Source organism: Kitasatospora sp. NPDC001547 (assembly GCF_042894165.1).
Taxonomy (GTDB): Bacteria; Actinomycetota; Actinomycetes; order Streptomycetales; family Streptomycetaceae; genus Kitasatospora.
This window is the reverse complement of record NZ_JBIAVL010000024.1, coordinates 41,012-64,559: the sequence shown is the minus strand read 5'-3', so window position 1 is coordinate 64,559 and position 23,548 is coordinate 41,012. Positions and strand designations below refer to the sequence as shown.

Below are 23,548 nucleotides of genomic sequence, written 5' to 3'. Positions count from 1 at the left end.
GTCGGCGGTGTGCCGTGTCTGGCCGTACCCGGTGGCGGGTCGTGCCATGCGGTGCTCGGTACCGGGCCGGTACCGGCGCTCCGCGCCTTCGTTCCGGGGCCCTTCACCGCGCCCGGCACGGCGTCAGGTCCGGCGCCCCGACCTGTCGGTGACGCCCTTCCCCCCGCGGCCCGCGCCCGCCCGGCCGTGCGACCCCGCGGTGGCGGCCGGTCGCGGTGCCGCACGCGGCCGCGACCGCTGCCGGCACCCGGGCGGCCGGGTCCGCACCGCGCGGCGATCGGCCCGTCCGAATCGGGCGCAGGCCCCCGGAGTCAACGCCGCGCACCGCCGCCAGGTCACGCACCTCCGCTGCGCCGCTGGTCGGGCGGCCCCGCTCGGTGGTCGTACCGCGCCCACCGGAACGTCATCGGGGGCCTCGCCGCCGGCGCCTCGCCGTCCGCGGTCCTGGGGCGGCGCTCCGCTTCTCGGGCCGCCGTCGGACCCGCTCGGACCGGGCGGCGGCCGGGGTCGGCCGTCCGGTCGGGCGGACGGGGGCGGTCGAACCGGTGCTCGACCGCCGCCAGGATACGGTGCGGGGGTCGCGGCCCCCGCACCCGGTGACCCCGTGAACCGCGACGCCACCGCTGTGACCAGCAGAGACCGAGGAGTTGCATGTCCACCATCAGCCGGCTGCCCGGGATTGTCACGACCGACCACGTGTTCCAGCTGCCGCTCGACCACGCCGCCCCGCAGGGCGAGCAGATCGAGGTGTACGCCCGCGAGGTGGTGGCCGCACGCCGCGAGCGGGACGACCTGCCCTGGCTGGTCTTCCTCCAGGGCGGGCCCGGCGGCAAGGCCGCCCGCCCGCTCGGCCGGGACTCCTGGCTGGACCGCGCCCTGGACGACTACCGGGTGCTCCTGCTCGACCAGCGCGGCACCGGGCGGTCCACCCCCGCGACCCGGCAGACCCTCGCCCGGCGCGGCGGACCGCAGGAGCAGGCGGACTACCTGGCCCACTTCCGCGCGGACTCGATCGTCCGGGACGCCGAGCTGATCCGTGCGCGGCTGCTCGGCGCCGACCGGCGCTGGAGCGTGCTCGGCCAGAGCTTCGGCGGCTTCTGCACCCTCACCTACCTCTCCATCGCCCCCGAGGGCTTGACCGAGGCCTTCATCACCGGTGGTCTCGCCGGCCTCGGCAGCTCGGCCGACGACGTCTACCGCGCCGCCTACCCGCGGGTGGTCCGCAAGAACGAGGACCACTACGCCCGGTTCCCCCAGGACGTCCAGGCGGTGCGCCGGATCGCGGCCCACCTCGCCGACTCCCCCGCGACCCTGCCGGACGGCGGGCGGCTCACCGTCGAGGCGTTCCAGATGCTCGGCCTGCTGCTCGGCGGCGGCAACGGCTCCGGCACGCTCCACTACCTGCTGGAGGAGGCCTGGGTGGAGGGCCCGGCCGGGCCCGAGCTCTCCGACACCTTCCTGGCCGGCGCCCAGGCCCAGCTCTCCTTCGCGGGCGGCCCGCTGTACGCGGTGCTGCACGAGTCGATCTACGGCCAGCGGTCCGTGGACCAGGGCGGCACCGCCTGGGCGGCCGAGCGGGTCCGCAAGGAGTTCCCGCAGTTCGACGCCCGGGCCGCGCTGGAGTCCGACGCCCCGGTGCTGTTCACCGGGGAGATGATCTACCCCTGGCTGTTCGACACCGATCCGGCGCTGCGCCCGCTGAAGGAGACCGCGGACCTGCTCGCCGCGCGGACCGACTGGCCCGACCTGTACGACCGGGCGCGGCTGGCCGCCAACACCGTGCCGGTCGTGGCGGCGGTGTACCACGACGACATGTACGTGGACACCGCCGACTCGCTCGAGACCGCCCGCGCGGTGCGTGGCCTGCGGACCTGGGTCACCGACGAGTGGGAGCACGACGGCCTCCGGCTGAGCGGTGGCAAGGTGCTGGACCGCCTGATCAAGATGGCCCGCGGCGAGGCGTAGCGGCCAGCGGCCCGGCCCGCCCGCGCGGACCGGCTCAGCGCGCACGGTGACCTCCTCTCGTCGCTCGCCGCACGCCGCGGCAGCGGTGGAGGCCGGTGCGGGCCGCGGCAGACGTGCACGCCGCGGCCCGGCCGAACCGCAGGCCCCGGACGGACCGCTCCCCGGCCGCCCGGGTGTGCCCCGGTGTCGCGGCCCGTCCGGGAGCCGCCAGCAGGGCGACCGCCCCGGCGCCGCCGCCGTCCGGCTCCGGGCGGCCTTCGCAGCCGTCCACGGCTCCCGGAGCCGGATCGGCCGGTGCCGGCGCCGGGGACGCGCCCTTCCGGCGGCCGCCCCTCCGGTGCCGCCGGGCGCCGCCGGACCGCCCGGGCCGCTCGCCGGCGGCCCCGCCCGCACCCGGCACGGCGGGGCCGGGACCCGCGTCGCCACGGGGCGGCGCGCCGTCGGCAGGCGCCTCGGCGTTCGGCGCTCCGCCCGTCGGGTGCCGCGGTCCACCGGCCGGGGCCACCTCGGCCTCCGGCCCCGCCCGCCGCCGCCGCTGGGCCTCGACGGCGGCCAGCAGGCCCTGGGGCGTCATGCCGTCGTTGAGCGACTCGTAGAGCAGCTCGGCCAGCAGGTAGCCCGGGGCGAGCCTCAGCACGTGGCCGAGCACGACCCGGGCCGTCGCCGTGTCCCCCGCGACCCAGGACGTCCAGGCCAGCAACGTCAGCGGGGCCACCGCGCAGCCCTCGTACGGCGGTACGGCCCGCCGGGCGAGGAAGCGCCAGAGCCGCTCGGCCGGGGCCAGCTCGGCCGCCCGGGCGTACTCGACGCCGCGGTCCCGCACCAGGCGGTCCCGCAGGGCGAGCAGCAGCTGCGCCGTCCGGTCCGCGTCGAGCTCCCTGGCGCCGGCCTGGAACTCGGCGACGGCCTGGTCGAGCAGGGCGATCCGCTGCTCCCGGGCGAGGGCGTCCACGGCCTCGGCCCGGGCGAGCGCGTCGCGCTGGACGGCGGCCTCCGGCGGGCCGACCGGATCCAGCCCGCCGATGATCGCCTTCCGGCTGCCGCGCGGCGCCAGGCCGGCGACCGTCGCGGCGGCGGCCGCCGGGCCGGGGTCGGGGCTGCGCCGCACCGGATTGCCCGCCGCGTCGCAGCACCCGTCACCGCGGCAGAGGAAGGACCACCAGCGGCCGTCCGAGACGCACAGCGACTCCTTGACGGCCACGCCCCGGCGCCCGAAGGCCGCCCGGAGGGCCTCCGCCAGCGGCCGCAGCCCGTCGACCACCGGCGGGGCGTGGGCCGCGCCGGGATCCTGGCAGAGGTAGAGGAGCACCTGGAGCGGCCGGGCGCCGTGCCGCTCGGAGAGGGCGACCAGCAGGGCGGCCGTCTCCTCCGCGGCGGCCGGCCACTGCGCGGGCGACCGCGGCAGGTCCGCCCGGATCACCCCGCCCTGGTGCAGGCCGGGGCCGTGGAGCCCGACCGCGACGATGCTGTCGTCGGGGTAGAAGCCCAGGAAGTACGGAAGCAGCTCGGCCATGTCGGCCGGACCGCGCATGACGACCGGCCGGAGCTCGGAGGCCGGGCCGAGGGACAGAATGACGTGTTCGTTGTTCATCGCGTTCATGGCCGCAAGAGTGGACGCGATCCGCGGATGATGCCGGAACCGACTTCTTTCCTGTGGATAACTCCGCCCCCGAATTTCCCTTCACTCATTCGGAGCAGGCGACACTCCCTCCGGCGAGTGGATTTCGACCGCCGTTCAGCGGACCAGCGGATGAAATACACCCCGTCTTCCCCCGCTTCCCCTTCCCCGCATTCGTCGCTTGTCGGCGGTACGGGGTTACATGGACGCCATGCAGCAGCCCGACACCCACACCACCGCCACCGCCGCCGACCGCGCCGAGGTCCGGGCGCGGGCCGAGGCCGTCCTGCGCGAGCTCGCCGGCCCCGCGGCCACCCTGCGCGAGGACCAGTGGACGGCCATCGAGGCCCTCGTGGTCGACCGCCGCCGCGCCCTGGTCGTCCAGCGCACCGGCTGGGGGAAGTCCGCGGTCTACTTCATCGCCACCGCCCTGCTCCGGGCCCGCGGCGCCGGGCCGACGGTGATCGTCTCGCCGCTGCTCGCCCTGATGCGCAACCAGGTCGAGTCGGCCGGCCGGGCCGGCATCCACGCCCGCACCATCAACTCGGCCAACACCGACGAGTGGGCCGCGATCCAGGAGGAGGTCGCCGCCGGGAAGGTCGATATCCTGCTGGTCAGCCCCGAGCGGCTGAACAACCCGGACTTCCGCGACCAGGTGCTGCCCGAACTCGCCGCCTCCACCGGCCTGCTGGTGGTCGACGAGGCCCACTGCATCTCGGACTGGGGGCACGACTTCCGCCCCGACTACCGCCGGCTGCGCACCATGCTCGCGGACCTGCCTCCCGGCGTCCCGGTGCTGGCCACCACGGCGACGGCCAACGCCCGGGTCACCGCGGACGTCGCCGAGCAGCTCGGCACCGGCGCCACCGACGAGCACGCCCTGGTGCTGCGCGGGCCGCTCGACCGGGAGAGCCTCACCCTGGGCGTGCTCTCCCTGCCCGACCCGGCGCACCGCCTGGCCTGGCTGGCCGACCACCTCGACCGGCTCCCCGGCTCGGGCATCGTCTACACCCTGACGGTGGCCACCGCCGAGGAGGTGACGGCCTTCCTGCGCGAGCGCGGCTTCCCGGTGGCCTCCTACTCCGGCCGCACCGAGGACGCCGAGCGCCGCACCGCCGAGGCCGACCTGCTGGCCAACCGGGTCAAGGCGCTGGTCGCCACCTCCGCGCTCGGCATGGGCTTCGACAAGCCCGACCTCGGCTTCGTGGTGCACCTCGGCTCGCCCAGCTCCCCGATCGCCTACTACCAGCAGGTCGGCCGGGCCGGGCGCGGGGTGGACCGGGCCGAGGTACTGCTGCTGCCCGGGCGCGAGGACGAGGCGATCTGGCGCTACTTCGCCTCGCTGGCCTTCCCGCCGGAGGAGCAGGTGCGTCGTACCATCGACGCACTGGCCGAGGCCGGTCGGCCGCTCTCCACCGCCGCCCTGGAGCCCCGGGTGGACCTGCGCCGGGCCCGGCTGGAGACCATGCTCAAGGTTCTCGACGTGGACGGCGCCGTCCGCCGGGTCAAGGGCGGCTGGACGGCCACCGGCCAGAGCTGGGCGTACGACACCGCCCGCTACGCCAAGGTCGCCGCCTCCCGGGAGGCGGAGCAGCGGGCGATGCGCGACTATGCGGCCGGCACCGGCTGCCGGATGGAGTTCCTGCGCCGCCAGCTGGACGACGAGCAGGCCGCCCCGTGCGGGCGGTGCGACAACTGCGCCGGGCCGCTGCACACCCCGGACGTCTCCGCCGAGACGCTGGCGGCCGCCCGGGCCGCGCTCGGCCGCCCGGGCGTGACCTTCGAGCCGCGCCGGCTCTGGCCGACCGGGATGGACGCGCTCGGGGTGCCGCTCAAGGGCCGGATCCCGGCGGGCGAGCAGGCGGAGACCGGCCGGGCGCTGGGCCGGCTGTCCGACATCGGCTGGGGCAACCGGCTGCGCGCTCTGCTCGCCGAGCAGGCGCCGGACGTGCCGGTGCCCGGTGAGGCGGTGGACGCCCTGGTGGCGGTGCTCGCCGACTGGGCCCGCGGTCCGGGCGGCTGGGCCGGGCCCGCGACGACGGAGGGCGCCCGGCTGGAGCGGCCGGTCGGCGTGGTGACGATGGCCTCCTCGACCAGGCCCCAACTGGTCGGCAGCCTGGGCGCGCGGATCGCCGAGATCGGGCGGCTGCCGCTGCTCGGCCGGATCGAGTACGCCGGCGGTCTGGCCCCGCGCGGCGCGCGCAGCAACAGCGCCCAACGGCTGCACTCGCTGGCCGGCGCGCTGGTCCTGCCGCCGGAGGTGGAGCAGGCGGTGGCGGCCGCCGGCGGGCCGGTGCTGCTGGTGGACGACCTCGTCGACTCGGGGTGGACGGTCACCGTGGCCGCCCGGCTGCTGCGTCGGGCGGGGGCGGGAGCGGTGCTGCCGCTGGTGCTGGCCGTGCAGGGGTGACGGGACGGCGGAAAGCCTCCGGAGACGTCCTCCCGCTCACCCGAATGGCCTAACAGAAAGGATCAGGCGAGGCGATTTCGATCACACCGGTCGAGCGACCCGGGAAAGGAGTGGCCACCGTGTCGATGGCGGTTCACCCTGCCCTGCGGGCTTTGTGATCAAGGCCTGGAGGCGCGCCCGCGGCGCTCGGTCCACGGTGGAACATATCCGGCAGACCACGGGCTATCGGATGGCGTTCATCATTCCATCATTGCCGCTCCGCCCCCGATGCCCCGAGAATTGGGAGGTACCCGGAACCCGGTCCGCTGGACCCGTCCTTCGGCGCACCCAGGCATCCGCCTGCCCACGGGTCAGGAAGGAGGATCGTGATCAACGGTATCGACCGAGGTCGGAATCTCTTCTCCGGGAGTCCGGACCCCAGACGGGTGCTGGACCTGGAGACCTGGACCGCCTCGGGGATCCCGTTGCTGCGCGACCCCCGCGAGTTCGTGCTGGAACTGCACCAGCGCCACCTGCCCCAGCCGGGCACCGTCGTGGTCGCCGTCCTGGACGCGCTCCACCGCCTCGTCGCCTCGGCCTCGTTCACCCCCTGGCCGCACGACACCGACGGCTGGCAGCACCGCAACGCGCTGCTGACGCACCTGCGCCGGATCATCCCGCACGACCTGCGCCTGCCCGAGCCGGTCCGGACGGCCGTGCTGCTGCGCTGCCGCGACGGCGCGCCCGGCTGGACGGAACAGGACGGCGCCTGGATGTGGGCGCTGAGGGACGCGTCCGCGCTCCACGGACTGCGCTGCGGCTCGTACATCGGGCTCACCCTGGCGGGCTGGCAGGTCCTCGGGGACGGGCGGAGCGGACGCAAACCGCACGCGGGCTCGTGGGCCGACGGACCGGTGCACACCGTGACGGAACTGCCGCCGCGCTCGGCGCTGGACGCCCCGCGCGGCCAGCGCTCCCGCCAACTGACGGCCGACCAGACCACGCACGGCGACGGCGCGGCACGCGCCCGGCAGTCCGAGCCCCCGTGGGCCCAGGCCCGGGTCACGGCGGCCGAACCGAACCGCCGCACCGGCACGCGCTGAACCAGCGGCGGCCGTCGGCCCACCGGCCATCGAGTGCCGCTCGTCGACGACCGCGCGACAGCCCTCGGGCCGGACCGCAGGCGAACCGACCTCGGGACAGGCCTCTGGGCCAGGCCTCTGGGCCAGGCCTCGGGCCGAACGTCGGGACGGACCTCGGGCCCGGCGCCGTACGGCGGCACCGGGCCCGAACCGGACGGCTGTGGTCAGGCCTTGACCGGGCGGCCCGGCGCGGCGCCGGCCGCGCCCGCGCCGGCGGCACCGGCGTCGCCGCAGACCACCAGCAGCGCGGTCGCGTGGTCGAGCGCCTTGGTGTACGCCTCGGCGGCCTTGGCGGACGGTCCGCCGTTGACCACCAGGACGACCGCCTCCCGGCGGACCGGACGGGTCAGCGCGGCGTCCGCGTAGAACACGTCCCCGCCCTCGGCGAGCTGCGCCCAGTAGTGCTCCTCGCCGAAGGAGAGTTCGTGCTGCTGCCAGGGGTGCGCCTCGCCGACCGTCAGCACCAGGATGTCGCCCGGGTTGCGGCCGGACTCCAGCAGTCGGTCGACCGCGCCGTCGGCGAGCTCCACCGCCTGCGCCGGGGTGGCGGCGATCCGCCGGACCTCCACCTGCGGTGCGGCGGGGGCCGGGCGGCGCGGTGCCGGCCCCGGCTTGGGGATCAGTCGCGGCGGGCCCGGACGGGCGGCGCGCGGCGGGGCCGGACGCGGGGGCGCCGGGCGGGGGCCGGGCACCGGCGCCGGGGCGGCGACGGTGGTGGGTGCGGTGGCGGGGGCTTGTGCGTCCGACTCGCGGAGGAAGGGAACGCCGGGGCCCGGGATGCTCTCGTGAATCTCCGGCTCCTCGGGGAAGACAGGCATACCCGGATATCTATCAAATGCCGGTCGGACGCGCACGGGCGCCCCACCCATTGGGCACAGGCCTCCCGCCGCCCCCTCCCGGGGCAATTCCAGACGGACCGTCAGAAACCGAGCGTCAGCTGTTCGTCGGCGGCCCCCTGGCCGACCCCCGCGACCTCCCGGACCCGCTTGAGATGACGCCACTTCGGCAGTGCGTCCAAGTACGCCCAGGAGAGCCGGTGGTGCTCGGTGGGGCCGAGCTCCTCCAGCGCGGCACGGTGCACCGGGGACGGGTATCCGGCGTTGTCGGCGAATCCGTAATCCGGGAGCCCCTCGCCCAGTTCGGCCATCAGGCCGTCGCGGTGGACCTTGGCGAGAACCGAGGCGGCGGAGACGCAGACGCAGGACTGGTCGCCCTTGATCACCGTGCGTACCCGCCAGGGGCCGCCGAGGTAGTCGTGTTTGCCGTCCAGGATCACCGCGTCGGGTTCCACGGGCAGCGCCTCCAACGCGCGGACGGCGGCCAGTCGCAGCGCCGCCGTCATGCCGAGCTCGTCGCACTCCTGCGGGGAGGCCTGCCCGAGCGCGTACGCGGTGACCCAGTCGGCGAGGACGGGGGCGAGCGCACGGCGGCGCAGTTCGGTGAGCAGCTTGGAGTCGGTCAGCCCCTCCGGCGCCTTGCGCAGCCCGGTGACGGCCGCACCCACGGTGACCGGCCCGGCCCAGGCGCCGCGCCCGACCTCGTCGAGACCGACGACGATCTTGGCGCCGGCCCGGCGGAGCGAGCGTTCGACGGAGTGCGTCGGGGGGACGATGGGCATGGCGGTTTCCGTTCAGCGGGGGCAGCCTCCAGCCTAAGCCCGCCCCACGTCTGCCGGATCCGCCTCCCGGACGGGAGGAGACCTCCGGCAGTCCGGGCGCGGCGCGCAGGCGCGTGCCCGGGCCCGCTGCGGCGGATCCAGGCCCAGCACAGCCCCGACCCGGCGCTCCCGGGCCCGACACTCCCGGCCCGGCGACGGCCGGCTCAGGCCCGGATCATCGGCTCCAGCACCTCGTCCACCAGCCGGTCGGCGAAGCCCTGCCCCATGCTCTCCAGCCCGCGGATCTTGACGTGGTACAGCAGCACCGCCGGGATGACGTCCGCCACCAATGGGGTGGCCGCGCCGGGCCGGACGTCGCCGCGCTCGGCGCCGCGGCGCAGGATCTCCAGGATGGTCCGCGCGGTCGGTTCGATGACCCGGTCGGTGATGAACGCCTTGAAGACCTCGGCCCGCTCGTGGTCGATCTCGCCCATCAGCGCGTTGAGCGCGGAGCCCACCCGGGAGGCCATCGCCTGCGTGAAACCCTCGATGAGCTGGCGGAGTTCATCACAGGCGGACCCGAGGTCGGGGGTGTCGTAAGGCCGTGGGAGAGTGGCGTCCAGGGCGTCGATGACGAGTTCGTCCTTGGACGTCCAGCGCCGGTAGAGCGCGGCCTTCCCGGTCCGCGCCGCACTGGCGACCCCTTCCATGGTCAGCCGCGCGTATCCGCCGGAGGTGAGCTGGTCGAGCGCGGCCTCGAAGATCGCGTTCTCCAATTCCTTCCCCCGGCGTCGCGCCGGCCGCGTCAGGGCCTGGTGGGCGGCCCGCACCGGACAGAAGCCCTGTTCGGCGGCACGCTCCGCGCCTGTCCCGGCATCCGGCTCCGCACCCGCGCCGGCGCTCGACCCCGCGGCCACCGTCCCGGCGCCCGGCCCCACGGACCGGACAGCCCCGGACCGGACAGCCCCGGGCCGCTCGGCCCCGGACCGGTCCGCCACCAGGCGCCGCACCAACCGCTCCATCGCCACCATCCTTAAGGAACGCTTGCGTTCACAATCGCGACCAGGATATCGTCCCGATTAGTGAACGATCCCGTTCCTTCCCGGCCTGCGCAAGGGCGCAGCGCCATGCCCGGCCCGGCGACTCCGCCGGACCCCGCACCACCGAGCACATAGCCAGCAGGGGGCACATTCGTGGCTATCTCCGACACGCTCAGCAAGACCTCACCACCACGCACGAGCCAGGGGCGGGGCAAGGGCATCACCCTGACCGTCATCGCGGCCACGCAGCTCATGGTGGTCCTCGACGCGACCATCGTGAACATCGCGCTGCCGCACATCAAGGACGCCCTGAGCTTCTCCACCACCGACCTGTCGTGGGTCATCAACGCCTACACCCTGACCTTCGGCGGGCTGCTGCTGCTCGGCGGTCGCGCGGGTGACATCCTCGGCCGCCGGCGGGTGTTCATCTTCGGCACCCTGCTGTTCGGCCTGGCCTCCCTGCTCGGCGGTTTCGCGCAGGACAGCACCCTGCTGCTGGCCGCCCGCGCGCTCCAGGGCATAGGTGGCGCGATCTGTTCCCCGACCGCCTTCGCGCTGATCGCCACCAACTTCGACGAGGGGCCGGAACGCAACCGGGCGTTCGGCGTGTTCTCCGCGGTGGCCGGTTCGGGCGCCGCGATCGGCCTGCTGGCCGGCGGTCTGCTCACCGAGTACCTCAACTGGCGCTGGGTGTTCTTCGTCAACGTGCCGATCGCGATCCTGATCGCGATCGCCGCGCCGCGCTACATCGCCGAGTCCCAGCGCCACCCGGGCCGTTTCGACCTGCCCGGCGCGCTCACCTCGACGCTCGGCCTGGTCGGCCTGGTCTACGGGTTCATCCGGGCCGCCTCGGACGGCTGGTCGGACAGCATCACGCTCGGTTCCTTCGCGGCCGGCGCGATCCTGCTCGCCGCCTTCCTCGTGGTGGAGAGCCGCACCGACCAGCCGATCACCCCGATGCACCTGTTCGCCGACCGCAACCGCACCGGCGGCCTGGTGATGATGCTCTGCCTGGCCGCGGCCATGTTCGGCATCTTCTTCTACGTCGTGCTGTTCGTGCAGGGCCCGCTCGGCTACAGCCCGTTGAAGGCCGGCGTCTCCTTCCTCCCGATCAGCGTCGCGATCATCATCGCCGCGCAGATCGCGTCCACCCTCCAGGCCAAGTACGGCCCGAAGCCCTTCATGGCGGGCGGCGCACTGCTGGTCACGGTCGGCCTCACCTGGCTGACCCAGATGAGCAAGGACAGCGGTTACCTGGACGGGGTACTCGGCCCCACGGTGGTGTTCGGCTTCGGCATGGGTCTGATCTTCGTCCCGGTGATGCTGATCTCCGTCGCGGGTGTCCCGGGCGAGGAGACCGGCGCCGCCTCCGGCCTGCTCAACTCGATGCAGCAGATCGGCGGTTCGCTCGGCCTGTCGATCCTGACCACGGTCTTCGCGCACTACGCCACGGCCGAGTCGGCCGTCCAGCTGCCGAAGTTCATGGCGAGCGCGACTCCGGAGCAGCTGGCCTACCTCCAGCAGCACCACGAGTTCCCGCAGGGCACGGACGCCGCCAACACCGTGCTCACCCAGGGCATTTCGCACGGCTTCATCGTGGGCGCCGCGCTCGCGGCGGTCGCCCTGCTGGTCGCGGTCTTCGCGGTCAAGGCCAAGGCCAGCGACCTGCCGAGTGACGCCTCCGCCGTCGCGATGCACTGACGCCGTCAGGGCGGGCCGACAGCGGCAGGGCCGGTCGGGAGCAGCACGCTCCCGACCGGCCCTGCCGCTGTCCGCAGGTCCGTCCGTCCTCAGGCTCGGCGGTTCCGCGGGCCCGGTGAGTCCGCGGGCCCGGGGGCTCCGCGGACTCGCCAGGAGCGGCGTCGACCAAGGACGGGCGGCCTACCGGGCGTCGTACGGCAGCCGGGCCCAGTCGCAGGCCGTGCGGTCGGACCCCTTCGAGTCCACCAGCGGCCGTTCCGCCAGGATCTCCCGGGCCCGGGCGGCCGCGCGGTTGGTCGCGTACCAGGGCTTCGACTCCTCGGCCAGGCCCCGCCCGATCAGCTGCAGCGCGCAGCTCCGCTGCGGCTCGGGGAGCCGGTCCAGGGCGGGCACCGCGTCCGCCGAGAGCCGGCGGACGTTGCGCAGGTCGATGTCCGCGGTGGGCGGGTCGGTCCGCAGGGCCCGCTCGTACCGGCTGACGTTCTGCTCGGCGACGATCGCGTCCGGGCCCATCAGCCCGTAGACCCCGAGGGTGAGCACCCCGCTGAGGACGACGACGCGCGGCAGCCAGCCGGTGCGGCGGGTCAGTCCGGCGGCGATCAGCAGCAGGAAGACGGCGCCCAGCCAGACCTCGACCACCAGCACCCAGAGCCGCAGCCGGGTGAGCCCGGAGGCGTCCACGTAGAACCACATCCGGCCGAGCGCCGAGGCGACCACGGCCAGTGCCAGCACGCAGAGAAGGCCGAGCAGGATCCGCGCCACCCGGTGGTCGGCGGGGGTGGTGCGCGGGGCCCAGCGCTTGGCGAAGGTCACCACGACGAGGGTCAGCACGGTGATCACGCTCAGCTGCCAGAAGCCCTGCCGGGCGTACTCGGAGCGGCTCATTCCGGTGTTGCGCAGCACGGCGTCCGCGCCGCCGAGCACCACCACGGCCTGGACCACCGCGAAGGCGCCGAACATCAGGTTGAGCGCGACCAGCGGCAGCGCCCACTCCAGCCGGCGCCGCTCCCGGCCCGGCCGGATCACCGCACGGTCCCAGCGGCGCGGGCCGGCGGCCATGTGCGCGAAGCCCAGCGCGACCACCGTCCCGATCGCGAACAGCGCGCCGCGCCCCGGGAGCTGGTCGAGGTCGACGTCCGGGCTGAGGTTGCCCAGCAGGTCCGCCATGGCGGCGTCGGCGCTGGCGAACAGCAGGCCGAAGACGGTCAGCAGGACGGCGGCGACCACGAGCGCCTTGAGCACCGGGACGATCCGGCCGCGGCCGGGCAGCCGCCGGCCGTCCGTGCTCTCCCAGGCCCAGACCGTCGAGGGCACCAGCTGCCAGAGGATGCCGGGCAGCGGGAACAGCACGCCCGGCCACCGGCGGCCGCCGTGCAGGGCCAGCGAGGCCAGTGCGAGCGCGCCGACGGCGGCCAGCGCCGCGGGCCAGCCGGCGTCCCACCAGGCCGGGACCACCAGGAGCGCCAGGGCGAGCAGGCTCCACACCGCCGTCCACGGGCGGATCCGGCGGTCGGCCGCCCGGGCGGCGATCCCGGCCCCGACGGCGGTGGTGCCACCGAGCAGCAGCAGGTTGGGCCCCAGGCCGTCGTAGAGCAGCCAGGCCGTCAGCACGCCGGTGAGCAGGGCCGCCAGGAGGATCCGGGGCGTGGCCGCCGCCCGGCGCCCGGGGTCGCTGCGGCGCAGCCACGCGGCGGCCGGGGGCACGGCCGCGCCAGGTGCGCCGGGCGCCCGGCCCGGGCCCCGACCGCCGCCCTGCGGGCCGGGGCCCGCGGGACGGCGGTCGGGGTCGTACGGGTCGTACGGATCGCGCGGCGCGGCCGGGCCGGGCGTTCCGGTCCCCTCAGCCGACTCGTTCGACTTCGGCGACTCGTTCCGCACGGTCGACTCCGGCGACTCGTGCGACTCCGGCAACGGGTTCGACACGGTCGACTTCGGCGACTCCGGCGACTCCTTCGCCTCCGGCGACGCGTTCGAATCCGGCGAATCGGACGAGGCAGGCATGGACGGGCCTGACATGAGTCCCCCTCAGTGGTCGGCAGGCATGCGGAAGCCACCCATCGGGCGATCCGCCGGCGGGCGCGCTCGGCGCCGCGGCCGCTGCCGACTGTAGACCATTCTGAACAGGTTCAAAAGTTGACTCTGAACGCGTTCAGAACACCCTCACCGCCCTGGGCTCCCCGGCTACCCCTTCACCGACCCGGCCAGCAGCCCCCGGACGAAGTACCGCTGGAGGCTGAAGAAGACGACCAACGGCACGATCGTGGACAGGAACGCCCCGGCCGTGAGCAGCTCCCAGCGCCCGCCCAGCGAGCCGGACAGCTGCGCCAGCCGAACCGTCATCGGCGCCACTTCCGGTGTGCCGCCCGCGAAGGTCAGCGCCACCAGCAGGTCGTTCCAGACCCACAGGAACTGGAAGATCGCGAACGAGGCCAGGGCGGGCGTGCACAGCGGCAGCACGATCGACCGGAAGATCTTGAAGTGCGAGGCGCCGTCCACCACCGCGGCCTCCATCAGGTCGCGCGGCAGCTGGGCGATGAAGTTGTGCAGCAGGAACACCGCCAGCGGCAGCGCGAACATGGTGTGCGCCAGCCAGACCGGCGCGTAGCTGCCCTTCAGGTCCACCGCCGGGATCAGCGTCAGCGGGCCCAGGTGCGCGCCGCCGGCGAACAGTCGCAGCAGCGGGATCAGCGCCATCTGGAGCGGCACCACCTGGAGCGCGAACACCGTGAAGAAGACCGCGTCGCTGCCCCGGAACCGCACCCAGGCCAGCGCGTACGCCGCCATCGCCGCCAGTGCCAGCGGGAAGACCGTCGCCGGGATGCTGATCGCCAGCGAGTTGACCAGGAAGGGCATCAGGCCGGTGGAGACGCCGGACCCGCCCTCGAACAGCACCGAGTGGTAGTTGCCGAGGCCGAGGTCCGGGTGGAGGAACGCGTTCCACCAGCCGCTGGCGCTCACGTCCCGTTTGGGCCGCAGCGAGGTCACCAGCAGGCCCAGCGTCGGGATCGTCCAGAGCACCGTCATCGCGACCACGAAAACCGAGGCCAGCGGGCTGCTGAAGGCCTTCCGCACCGGCTGCCGCACCGACTGCACCTGCCGAGCCGACCGCACGCGCCGCACCCGCGCCGGCCCCGCCGGCTTCACCGGCTCCCCCGGCTCCACCGGCCGCTCCCGGCCCCCCGTCCCGGTCACCGGACCTCACGCTCCTTCCGCAGCTGGACGATGTTGTAGGCCACCAGCGGCAGCACCGCGAGGAAGAGCAGCACCGCGAGGGCACTGCCCCGGCCGGAGTTGAACTGCACGAAGGACTGCGAGTACATCTCGTTGGCCAGCACCTGGGTGCCGAAGTTGCCGCCGGTCATGGTGCGGACGATGTCGAAGGCCTTCAGGGTGATGATCATGACGGTGGTCAGCACGACCATCACCGTGGCGCGGATCATCGGCACGGTGACGTACCAGAACAGCCGCACCCCGCTCGCGCCGTCCAGCCGGGCCGCCTCTACGACCTCGTCCGGGATCGCCTTGATCGCCGCCGACAGCACCACCATCGCGAAGCCGGTCTGCACCCAGACCATCACCGCCATCAGCAGGAAGGTGTTCAGCGGCTGCGAGAGCAGCCAGTTCGGCGGATCGTCCCAGCCCACCGCGACGGCGAGCTGGCTGAGCAGGCCGATCTGCGGCTGGCCGGGCCCGCGCGACTCGTAGACGAACTTGAAGATGATCGACGCGCCGACCAGCGAGATCGCCATCGGCATGAAGATCAGCGACTTGAACACCGACTGGCCGCGCATCCGGTCCACCAGCAGCGCCAGCACCAGCCCCAGTCCGGTCGCCACCAGCGGCGCGACCACCAGCCAGAGCAGCGTGTTGACCAGGACCTTCTGCACCGAGTCGGAGGTGAAGGCCCAGCCGAAGTTCTCCCCGCCGACGAACCGGGTGCCGTCGTCGTTCTGGAGGCTGAGGTAGACCGTGCGGATCAGCGGTACGACCAGGCCGACGGCCAGCAGCAGCACCGCCGGGCCGAGGAAGACCGCGACCGCCAGCGGGCGGGCCAGCCGGCCCCGGGCCCGGCCGGCGACCAGGAGGACCACCAACAGGATGCCCAGGAAGCCCGCGACGGCCCCGAAGGTGTTGCCGAACTTGACCGCCGCGTCGGTCCAGGCGCCGGCCGCGAGCCGCTCGGTGGCCAGCCCGTCGGCGGCCGACTCGACGACGGGGGCGGGAAGGGCGGGCGAGGGCAGGGCGAGCGGAGGGAGGACGGGTGAAGGGAATCCGGGTACGGACACGGCTGCGCGTCCCTTCGGTCGTGGTGGGAAGGGGGTGGGCGGTGCGGGTGGGTGGCCCCGCACCGCCCTCGACAGGTGGTCCTGTGACGCGCCGGAAGCGGCCCGGCGGGTCGGAAGCGGCTCGACGCCTCGGCTGGTCCGGCCCGGGGTCTCGACCGGTTCGGCCCGACGCCTCGGAAGCGGTCCGACGCCTCGGAAGCGGCCCGGCGCCTCGACCGGTCCGCGCCCGGCGCGTCGGCTACTGCGGCCAGGCGGCGTCGATGTCGGCGGCGGTCTTCTGGATCGACTGCCCCTCCGCGAACCAGGCGGTCAGCGACTTCCACTCCTGCCCGGCGCCCACGGCGGCGGGCATCAGGTCGGAGCCGTCGAAGCGGAAGGTCGCCGCCGGGTCGGTCAGGGCCTCGGCCGACAGCTTGTCGATCGGGTCGGTGTAGAGGCTCTTGTCCACGCCCTGGTTGGCCGAGACCCAGCCGCTCGCGGTCCTCACCCGGCTGCTCGCCCAGTCCGAGCTGGACAGGTAGTTCTGCACCGCCTGCACCTCGGGCCGGCTGGAGAAGGCCGCCAGGAACTCGCCGCCACCCTCGACCGGGTTGGCGATCGACGGGTTGACGGCGGGCAGGCGGAAGGCGAAGACGTCCCCGTCCGGGCCGACCTTGGTGCCCTTGGGCCACTGCGCCTCGTAGAACGAGGCCTGCTGGAGCAGCTGGCACTTGCCGCTCAGGATCGGTGTGCCCGCCTCCTGGAAGGTGGTGGTGGCGATGGACTTCACGTCGCCGAAGCCCGCGTTGACCCAGGCCGGGTTCTGCATCCAGTCGGCGACCGTCTTCATCGCGGTGGTGATCCGCTGGTCGGAGAACTTCACCTGGTGGCCGACCCACTGGTCGTACACCTCGCCGCCGTACGAGCCCAGCACCACCTCCTCCAGCCAGTCGGTGGCCGGCCAGCCGGTGGCCGTCCCGGAGGCGATGCCGCCGCACCACGGCTTGGCGCCGCCCGCCTTGGCGATCCTGTCGCTGAGCGCCATCAGGTCCGCCCAGGTCTTGGGCACCTCGTAGCCGGCCGCCTTGAAGGCCTTCGGCGAGTACCAGACCAGGGACTTCATGTTGGCGCTCATCGGGGCCGCGTAGAAGGTGCCGTTGACCGAGCCGTAGGTCTTCCAGATCGGGCTCCACCGGTCCTGGTTGGCGACGGTCTGGGCGGGCGGTTTCACCACCTTGCCGCTCTTCACCATCTGCGCCAGCAGGCCCGGCTGCGGGATGATCGCGAAGTCCGGGGCGTTGCCGCCGGAGACCCGGACCGGCAGCTGCGACTCGAAGTCGTTCGACCCCTCGTAGCTGATCCTGATCCCGGTGCACTTGCTGAACTCGGCCCAGGACTTCTCCAGGTTGTCCGACTCCGGGTTCAGGATCGAGGCGAACATCGTCACGGTGGTACCGGAATGCCCGGCGTACGGCTGGAACCCGGCGCATTCACCGGACAGCGACGCGGCCGATCCGCCTCCGCCGCCCGATCCGCCGGAGCTGTTGGAGCAGGCCGCGGTCAGGGCCAGCGCCGCCAGCAGGGCGGGCACGGCGGCCAGACGGCGGCGGGACCTCTGGTGCGGCGCGGTCGGGTTGAGGGTCAATGCGGTTCTCCTCGCCAAGGCGTGCTGCCGACGTTGGGCTGAACGACATTGCGCTGTACCGGAGATGGGCCTGCAGGGGGAATCGCGGACGGGATCACGAACGAACGGCGGCCGGACTGATCGAAGACGTTAACGCAGCCGCCGCCCCTCGCCAAGGTCCATGTTCGACCTTCACAAGCCGGTGTCCTGACCGTGACCCGCGACCAGGCACTTCCCGGAACGCCACCGCCAGAAGTCGAAGGCCCCGACCGGAAAACCGGCCGGGGCCCCACACCGTGACGGCATGTCAGAACAGTCGGACCGGCAGCTCCAGCAGACTGTTCACCACCAGCGAGGGGCTCGGCCGCAGCTCGCCTTCCGGCACCGCGAGCGACAGCCCCGGGAAGCGCTCGAACAGCGCGGGCAGCGCGATCCCCGCCTCCAGCCGGGCCAGCGGGGAGCCCGGGCAGACGTGCGGGCCGTGGCCGAAGGACAGGTGGCGGGTCGGGTCCCGGGTGATGTCGAAGACCTCGGCCGTCACCCCGTGCTGGAGCGGGTCGCGGCCGATCGCGTTGTACGACACCAGCACCGCCTCGCCGGCCGGGATCACCACCTCGCCGACCGGAACCGGCTCGGCGGTGAAGCGGAACAGGAAGTTGCTGGTCGGCGGCGTCCAGCGGAGCGACTCCTCCACCACCGCGTCCCAGGACACCTGGCCCGAGCGCACCAGCTCCAGCTGGTCCGGGTGGGCCAGCAGGGCCCGCACCGCGTTGCCGATCAGGTTCACCGTGGTCTCGTGGCCGGCCGCGATGATCACCCGCAGGGTGGCCGCCGCCTCCGCGTCGGTCAGCGCCCCGCCCTCGGTGTCGGCCGCCAGCAGCACGCTCGCCAGGTCCTCGCCCGGCGCCGAACGGCGCTGCGCCACCAGGCCGTTCACGAAGGCGTTCAGTCCGGCGACGGTCGCCTGGATGCCCTCCGGGTTCGGCTTGGTCCCGAAGAACCGCTCGTACAGGTCGCGCAGCAGGCCGTGGTCCGACTCCGGCACGCCCAGCAGCGAGCAGATCACCGTCATCGGCAGCGGGAAGGCGAAGGCGGTCTTGAGGTCGACCACCGGCTCGCCCGCCGCCAGGCCGTCCAGCAGCGCGTGGGTGATCTCCTCGACGCGCGGGCGCATCAGCTCCACCCGGCGCGGCGTGAAGGCCTGCGCGACCAGCGCCCGCAGCCGGCGGTGCTCGGCGCCGTCGGTGGTCACCATGCTCGGGCCGGGCACCGCCAGGCCGATCAGCGGCCAGGTCCTCGACACCTCGCCGCGCTGGTAGGCCGCCCAGTGCGCGGCGTCCTTCACCAGCCGGGCGTCCGTCAACAGGTCGCGCGCGGCGGCGTGCCGGGTCACCGCCCAGGCGGCGACCCCGCCGGGCAGCTCGACCGGCACCACCGGACCGGCGGCCCGCAGCAGCGCGCCCTCGGCCGCGTTGTCGCGGGCCAGCGGGTCGAGGACGATTCGGGCCGGGGCAGCGGTCATCGACAGCTCTCTTTCGAACGACGGGCGTTGGTGGGTCGGGCCGGGCGTCGGCCGGTCGAGCCGAGTACCGAGGGATCAGGCCGGGTGGCCCGGGGTGAACGAGACCGGCAGCGCCACCAGCCCGCGCACCCAGGCCGACGGCCGCCACACCAGCGCGTGCTCGGCCACCGCCAGCCGCAGGTCCGGCAGCCGGTCGAGCAGCACCTCGATCGCGGTGGTGGCGATCACCTCGGCCGCCTCCTGGGCCGGGAACGGGCAGCCGTGCTCGCCGTACGAGTAGCTCATGTGCGCTCGGTTCCCCTCCGCCGGCCGGCCGTCCGCCTGCCGGACCGCCGGGTCGGCGTTGGCCCCGGCGAAGCCGAGCAGCACCATGTCGCCCTCGCCGATCCGCTGGCCGCCCAGCTGGGTGTCGCGGACCGCCCAGCGGCCGGCGAAGATCTGGGTCGGGGTGTCCTCCCAGAGCGCCTCGTTCAGCGCCTGGCTGATGCTGCGCCGGCCGCCGGCCAGCGAGGCGGCGAACCGCTCGTCGGTGAGCATCAGCCGCAGCGCGTTGGAGATCCAGTACGAGCTCGGCTGGTGGCCGGCGATCAGCAGCACCCGCAGGTCGCGCATCACCTCGTCGTGGGTCAGCCCGGCCGGGTGCGCCAGCATCCGCGAGGCGACGTCGGCGCCCGGGTACTCGGCCTTCTCCTCGACCAGCGCGAGCATCAGCTCCAGCAGCCGCTGGGCGCCGGCCGGCGCGTCCGGACCGCCGTCCAGCATCGCCAGCAGCGCCGCGATCAGCTGCGGCGCCTGTTCCTCGTCCAGGCCGAGCACCCGGCACAGCACCAGCAGCGGCATCCGGTGCGCGTACTCGGCGACCAGGTCGGCCTCGCCGCGCCCGGCGAACTCGTCGATCAACCGATCGGCGATCTCCTCGGCGTGCTTGCGCAGCTCGTACGGGTCGATCCCGGCCAGCGCGTCGGTGACCGCGCGCGAGCGCCGGACGTGCTCCTCGCCCTCGGCGTAGAGGATCGAGGGGACGGGCGCCATCATCGGCTTCAGCGGCCAGTCCGCGGGCAGCGTCGCCCAGGCGTGCCAGCGGCTGGAGTCGCGGCCGAACAGCTGCGGCTGGCCGGTCACCTGCTGGAGCTCGCGGTAGCCGATGACCAGCCACGCGGGCACGCCGCCGGCCAGCTCGACCGGGGCGACCGGGCCGTGCGCGGCGCGCAGCTCGCGGTAGAGCTGGGACGGGTCGGTCTGGAAGCGCGGCCCGTACAGCGGCGTGGCGCCGGCGTGCGCCGGGCAGCCCGGGGGCGGGGTGGCGGCGGGCTCGGTCACGGGGTGCTCTCCTCGTAGGTCGCGGTGCGGGCCGGGGCGGGCTCCTCGACCGGGGCGGCCGCTCCGGCCAGGACACCGCCGTCGGCCGGGACGAGCCCGTCGGTCGGAACGAGCCCGTCGCTCAGGGCGGCCTCGTCGGCCCCGGCCAGGGCGGCCAGGTGGTGGACCAGGGTGATCAGCACCCGCTTGCCGGACTCCCGGTCACGCGCGTCGCAGTCCACCAGCGGCACCTCGGCCGGCAGGTCCAGCGCCTCGCGGACCTGCTCCAGGGTGTGGCTGGGCTCGCCGAAGTTGTTGCGGGCCACGATGAACGGCGTGCCGTGGTGCTCCAGCCGGTCGATCGCGTACCAGGACTCCTCCAGCCGCCGGGTGTCGACCAGGACGACCGCGCCCAGGGCGCCGCTGAACAGCCGGTCCCAGAGGAACCAGAAGCGCTCCTGCCCGGGCGCGCCGAACAGGTACAGCACCTGGCGCGCGGAGAGGGTGATCCGGCCGAAGTCGAAGGCGACCGTGGTGGAGCGCTTGCCCCAGGTGCCGGCCGGGTCGATGCCCTCGCCCGCCCTGGTCATCACCTCTTCGGTGTTCAGCGGGCGGATCTCGCTGACCGAGCCGACCAGGGTGGTCTTGCCCACACCGAAGCCGCCGACCACGACGATCTTCAGCGCGTTGTCGGCGGTCGCCCGCAGCGGGGTGCGCGCGCCGACGGGCCGGAGGTCAGAGCTGTTGGAGGCCATGCAGCACCTGCTTCAGCATGTCGAGGTCGGGCAGCCTGGCCTTGTTCGGCGCGAACCGGGGGTGGCGGGCGGTGACCGCCCCGGACTCCAGCAGGTCGCCGAGCAGGATCTTCACCACCGAGACGGGCAGCGCCAGCTCCGCCGCCACCTCCACGACGGCGGTCGGGGCCTCGCACATCCGCAGGATCCGGGCGTGCTCCGACTGCATGCCGGGCGCCGGCTCCCGCTCGGCGACGATCAGGGTGACCAGGTCGAAGGCGTTCTCCGGAGCACGGCTGCGGCCCCGGGTGATGGTGTAGAGGCGGTCCGGGTCGTCGTCACGGCCCGGCAGCGGCGGCGTCCCGCTCATATGGTCGCGCTCTCTTGAGCGGCCTCGCCTTCCGCGCCCCGGGCGGGCGCGCTGAGGTGGACCCCGATCTGCTCGATCAGGCCGTGCATGTTGTGGCCGACCACGCCGACGTCCGCCTCGTCGTCCGTGACGACCGCCAGGTGCGCGCCCTCGCCGGCCGCCACGATGCACAGGATGCCGCCGTGGAACTCGGTCATCGACTGCCGCACGCCGCCGCTGCCGTCGCCGAACTCGATCGAGGCGCCGTGCGCCAGGCTCTGGAGGCCGGAGGCGATGGCGGCCAGCTGGTCGGCCTGGTCGGTGCTCAGTCCGGCGGTGTGGCAGAGCTTGAGGCCGTCGGCGGAGAGGACCAGGGCGTGCCGGGTGCCGGGGGTCGCCGCCAGCAGGTTCTCCAACAGCCAGTCGAGGTCACGGTCGGTGGCACTGCTCATCAGGTGTCCTTCTCGGTGACGGGGGAGGCATCGGGCATGGTGTCGGGATCCGCGGCCGGCGCCCCGGCGGGGTCCGTGGTCGGCGCCCCGGCGGGGGACTGCGCGGCCGCCGCGGGCAGGGCGGCGGCCCGGCGGAACGCGCCGAACCGGGCGGCCGCGCTCGCCGCGTCGCCACGGACGGGCTTCGCGGTCCGGTCCGTCGCGGGCGCGTTGGCGGTCAGCGTCTGCCCCCGGCGGCGCTGCGGCAGGCCGCTGTCGGTCATCCGGGCGGGCGCGGACGGCAGCGCGGGCGCGGACGGCGTCCCGGTGACGGTCGACGTACCGGTGACGGACGGCGTCCCCGCAGCGGTCCGCTGCCCCTCGGAGGTCCGCTGCCCGACGGGGGTCCGCGGCGCGGCGAGCGCCGGAGGCAGCGAGGCGGGCGCGGGACGCGCCGAGGTGAGCGCGGGGCGCGTGGCCTCCGGCGGCGGCGCCTGCGCCGGGACGGACGCCTGGACGGGCGCCGAGGTGGCGGCCGGTGCGTGCGTGACCAGCTGCTGCGGGATCAGCATCACCACCCCGGTGCCGCCGCGCGCCGACGGCCGGAAGGAGATCTGCAGCCCGTGCTTGCGCGCCAGCACGCCGACCACCGCCAGTCCCAGCCGGGTACCGGCGGAGAGCGTGGTGAGGTCCAGCGGCTCGGCGGAGACGGCCCGCTCGGCCCGGCGCAGCCAGCTCTCGCCCAGGCCCAGCCCGCTGTCCTCGACGGTGACCGCCAGGCCGGCCGGCACCTCCTCGACGTAGACGTGCACCTCGGCCGGCGGGGCGGAGAAGTTGGTGGCGTTGTCCAGCAGTTCGGCCAGCGCGTGCATCACGCCCTCGGCCGCGTACCCGGCGACCGCGGCGGTGCTGGCGTTGTGCAGCCGCACCCGCTGGTAGGCGCCGATCCGGCCGAGCGCTCCGCGCAGCACCGACTCCACCGCGATCGGCTTGGCCCAGCGGCGGCCCGAGCGGGCACCGGTGAGCACCGCGATGCTGTCGGCCATCCGGCCCGCCTGGGCGGTCGAGTGGTCCAGGCTCAGCAGGTCGCCGAGGACCTCCTCGTCGTGCCGGTGCTGCATCTCGCGCAGTTCGGCGTGCATGCTCGTGGCCAGCGCCTGGACCCGGCCGGCGGCGGTCGCGCAGACCGCGAGCGCGGCGGCCCGCAGCCGCTCGCCGCGGCCGATCTCCTCGCCGACGGCCCGCAGCAGCGCGTACTGGGGGTGCTTGCGGTGGGCGGCCAGCGCGCTGTCCACGGCCGCGCCGGCCCGCAGCTTCGCCACCACCTCGGGCAGCACGCCCTCGGCGATCCCGGCCAGCTCGGCGCGCTCGGCCTCGGCCCGGGTCCGCTCGGTCTCCGCCCCGGCCCGCTCGGCGTCGAGTTCGGCCCGCAGCCGGGCCAGTTCGGCGTGCGCGGCGGTGACGTCCGCCTCGGCGCGGGCCCGCTCGGCCCGGGCGGCGTCCCGCTCGGCGAGCGCGGCGCCGGCGCGGTCGGCGGCGGCCGTCTCGGCCTGCCGGGCCGTGCCCGCGGCGACCAGCGCGGCCCGGGTCTCCTCGTGCTGCGCGGCCAGGTCCTCGGTCAGCGCGCGGGTGCGCTCGACGCCGGTCGCCGCGAGGCCGACGGCGATCAGCCAGAGCACCGTGACGGCGGCCACCGCGAGGGCGGTGAGCGGCTGGTGCGCGCCGAACGCCCGGACGATGCCGACCGGCGCGGCGACCAGCGCCAGCAGCACGGCCGCCGCGGTCAGGGCGACGGTGCGCGGCGCGGGCCGTCGGCGCGATCGGCCGTCGGGGCTGGTGGCTTCTCTCATCGGTGCGGTCCTCGGCAACGTC

18 protein-coding genes are annotated in these 23,548 nt (G+C 74.6%); 4 read left to right on the top strand and 14 right to left on the bottom strand.

The genetic code is table 11. The features are described 5' to 3' along the window. The first annotated feature begins 651 nt into the window (after nucleotides 1-651). Nucleotides 652-1,965 carry an alpha/beta fold hydrolase gene (locus ACFY0X_RS30960; protein ID WP_387759523.1) on the top strand — a complete coding sequence of 438 codons (1,314 nt, stop codon included), beginning with the start codon at nucleotides 652-654 and terminating at the stop codon, nucleotides 1,963-1,965. A 34-nt stretch (nucleotides 1,966-1,999) separates the two neighbouring features. On the opposite strand, the gene ACFY0X_RS30955 is transcribed toward ACFY0X_RS30960, so the two are convergent. Next, nucleotides 2,000-3,565 carry a DUF4192 domain-containing protein gene (locus tag ACFY0X_RS30955; protein WP_387759522.1) on the bottom strand — a complete coding sequence of 522 codons (1,566 nt, stop codon included), beginning with the start codon at nucleotides 3,563-3,565 and terminating at the stop codon, nucleotides 2,000-2,002. A 229-nt stretch (nucleotides 3,566-3,794) separates the two neighbouring features. On the opposite strand from ACFY0X_RS30955, the gene ACFY0X_RS30950 reads away from it, so the two are divergent. Beyond that, a complete protein-coding gene (locus tag ACFY0X_RS30950) occupies nucleotides 3,795-5,993 on the top strand; it encodes a RecQ family ATP-dependent DNA helicase (RefSeq protein WP_387759521.1) in 2,199 nt (732 codons plus the stop codon). 425 nt (nucleotides 5,994-6,418) lie between these two features. Beyond that, complete coding sequence (locus ACFY0X_RS30945; protein WP_387759566.1) at nucleotides 6,419-7,075, top strand: hypothetical protein; 657 nt, start codon at nucleotides 6,419-6,421, stop codon at nucleotides 7,073-7,075. A gap of 203 nt (nucleotides 7,076-7,278) precedes the next feature. Here the strand turns inward: ACFY0X_RS30945 and ACFY0X_RS30940 are convergent, their stop codons facing one another. The 3 genes from ACFY0X_RS30940 to ACFY0X_RS30930 form a co-directional block, all read right to left on the bottom strand. After that, on the bottom strand, nucleotides 7,279-7,932 hold the full coding sequence (locus tag ACFY0X_RS30940; RefSeq protein ID WP_387759519.1) for a hypothetical protein: 654 nt from the start codon (nucleotides 7,930-7,932) through the stop codon (nucleotides 7,279-7,281). Nucleotides 7,933-8,033: 101 nt separating this feature from the next. Continuing rightward, complete coding sequence (locus ACFY0X_RS30935) at nucleotides 8,034-8,732, bottom strand: ribonuclease HII (protein ID WP_387759518.1); 699 nt, start codon at nucleotides 8,730-8,732, stop codon at nucleotides 8,034-8,036. 203 nt (nucleotides 8,733-8,935) lie between these two features. Continuing rightward, nucleotides 8,936-9,487: a TetR/AcrR family transcriptional regulator gene (locus ACFY0X_RS30930; protein WP_387759516.1), complete on the bottom strand. Its 552-nt coding sequence runs from the start codon at nucleotides 9,485-9,487 to the stop codon at nucleotides 8,936-8,938. A gap of 417 nt (nucleotides 9,488-9,904) precedes the next feature. Between ACFY0X_RS30930 and ACFY0X_RS30925 the strand changes: the two genes are divergently transcribed. Next, nucleotides 9,905-11,452: an MFS transporter gene (locus ACFY0X_RS30925; protein ID WP_387759514.1), complete on the top strand. Its 1,548-nt coding sequence runs from the start codon at nucleotides 9,905-9,907 to the stop codon at nucleotides 11,450-11,452. 180 nt (nucleotides 11,453-11,632) lie between these two features. Here ACFY0X_RS30925 and ACFY0X_RS30920 read toward each other — a convergent pair whose 3' ends face one another. The 10 genes from ACFY0X_RS30920 to ACFY0X_RS30875 all read right to left on the bottom strand — a co-directional run bounded on the left by ACFY0X_RS30920 (nucleotide 11,633) and on the right by ACFY0X_RS30875 (nucleotide 23,526). Further along, nucleotides 11,633-13,375, bottom strand: coding sequence for a DUF4153 domain-containing protein (locus ACFY0X_RS30920; RefSeq protein WP_387759512.1), 1,743 nt, complete (start codon nucleotides 13,373-13,375; stop codon nucleotides 11,633-11,635). Between the two features lie 258 nt (nucleotides 13,376-13,633). Next, the gene (locus ACFY0X_RS30915) at nucleotides 13,634-14,536 is read right to left on the bottom strand and encodes a carbohydrate ABC transporter permease (RefSeq protein ID WP_387759510.1); all 903 of its coding nucleotides are present in this window, start codon (nucleotides 14,534-14,536) and stop codon (nucleotides 13,634-13,636) included. Nucleotides 14,537-14,640: 104 nt separating this feature from the next. Then, entirely contained in the window at nucleotides 14,641-15,738 is a 1,098-nt protein-coding gene (locus ACFY0X_RS30910; RefSeq protein WP_387759508.1) for a carbohydrate ABC transporter permease, read from the bottom strand. Between the two features lie 238 nt (nucleotides 15,739-15,976). Further along, nucleotides 15,977-17,362, bottom strand: a complete 1,386-nt coding sequence (locus ACFY0X_RS30905; RefSeq protein ID WP_387759507.1) for an ABC transporter substrate-binding protein — start codon at nucleotides 17,360-17,362, stop codon at nucleotides 15,977-15,979. Nucleotides 17,363-17,648: 286 nt separating this feature from the next. Then, nucleotides 17,649-18,863 carry a cytochrome P450 gene (locus tag ACFY0X_RS30900; RefSeq protein ID WP_387759505.1) on the bottom strand — a complete coding sequence of 405 codons (1,215 nt, stop codon included), beginning with the start codon at nucleotides 18,861-18,863 and terminating at the stop codon, nucleotides 17,649-17,651. Between the two features lie 75 nt (nucleotides 18,864-18,938). Then, a complete protein-coding gene (locus ACFY0X_RS30895) occupies nucleotides 18,939-20,183 on the bottom strand; it encodes a cytochrome P450 (RefSeq protein WP_387759503.1) in 1,245 nt (414 codons plus the stop codon). Continuing rightward, nucleotides 20,180-20,917: an ATP/GTP-binding protein gene (locus tag ACFY0X_RS30890; RefSeq protein WP_387759501.1), complete on the bottom strand. Its 738-nt coding sequence runs from the start codon at nucleotides 20,915-20,917 to the stop codon at nucleotides 20,180-20,182. Before ACFY0X_RS30890 ends, ACFY0X_RS30895 begins: the two co-directional genes overlap by 4 nt. Next, nucleotides 20,898-21,266 carry a DUF742 domain-containing protein gene (locus ACFY0X_RS30885; RefSeq protein WP_387759499.1) on the bottom strand — a complete coding sequence of 123 codons (369 nt, stop codon included), beginning with the start codon at nucleotides 21,264-21,266 and terminating at the stop codon, nucleotides 20,898-20,900. Before ACFY0X_RS30885 ends, ACFY0X_RS30890 begins: the two co-directional genes overlap by 20 nt. Further along, nucleotides 21,263-21,697 carry a roadblock/LC7 domain-containing protein gene (locus ACFY0X_RS30880; protein ID WP_387759497.1) on the bottom strand — a complete coding sequence of 145 codons (435 nt, stop codon included), beginning with the start codon at nucleotides 21,695-21,697 and terminating at the stop codon, nucleotides 21,263-21,265. Before ACFY0X_RS30880 ends, ACFY0X_RS30885 begins: the two co-directional genes overlap by 4 nt. Further along, nucleotides 21,697-23,526 carry an ATP-binding protein gene (locus ACFY0X_RS30875; protein ID WP_387759495.1) on the bottom strand — a complete coding sequence of 610 codons (1,830 nt, stop codon included), beginning with the start codon at nucleotides 23,524-23,526 and terminating at the stop codon, nucleotides 21,697-21,699. The genes ACFY0X_RS30880 and ACFY0X_RS30875 overlap by 1 nt, the downstream gene beginning before the upstream one ends. Between the last annotated feature and the right edge of the window lie 22 nt (nucleotides 23,527-23,548).

Bases quoted from the DNA above. Each gene is read 5' to 3' on its own strand.
- ACFY0X_RS30960 (WP_387759523.1), top strand. From the start codon at position 652: ATGTCCACCATCAGCCGGCTGCCCGGGATTGTCACGACCGACCACGTG.
- ACFY0X_RS30955 (WP_387759522.1), bottom strand. From the start codon at position 3,565: ATGAACGCGATGAACAACGAACACGTCATTCTGTCCCTCGGCCCGGCC.
- ACFY0X_RS30950 (WP_387759521.1), top strand. From the start codon at position 3,795: ATGCAGCAGCCCGACACCCACACCACCGCCACCGCCGCCGACCGCGCC.
- ACFY0X_RS30940 (WP_387759519.1), bottom strand. From the start codon at position 7,932: ATGCCTGTCTTCCCCGAGGAGCCGGAGATTCACGAGAGCATCCCGGGC.
- ACFY0X_RS30935 (WP_387759518.1), bottom strand. From the start codon at position 8,732: ATGCCCATCGTCCCCCCGACGCACTCCGTCGAACGCTCGCTCCGCCGG.
- ACFY0X_RS30900 (WP_387759505.1), bottom strand. From the start codon at position 18,863: ATGACCGCTGCCCCGGCCCGAATCGTCCTCGACCCGCTGGCCCGCGAC.
- ACFY0X_RS30890 (WP_387759501.1), bottom strand. From the start codon at position 20,917: ATGGCCTCCAACAGCTCTGACCTCCGGCCCGTCGGCGCGCGCACCCCG.
- ACFY0X_RS30885 (WP_387759499.1), bottom strand. From the start codon at position 21,266: ATGAGCGGGACGCCGCCGCTGCCGGGCCGTGACGACGACCCGGACCGC.
- ACFY0X_RS30880 (WP_387759497.1), bottom strand. From the start codon at position 21,697: ATGAGCAGTGCCACCGACCGTGACCTCGACTGGCTGTTGGAGAACCTG.
- ACFY0X_RS30875 (WP_387759495.1), bottom strand. From the start codon at position 23,526: ATGAGAGAAGCCACCAGCCCCGACGGCCGATCGCGCCGACGGCCCGCG.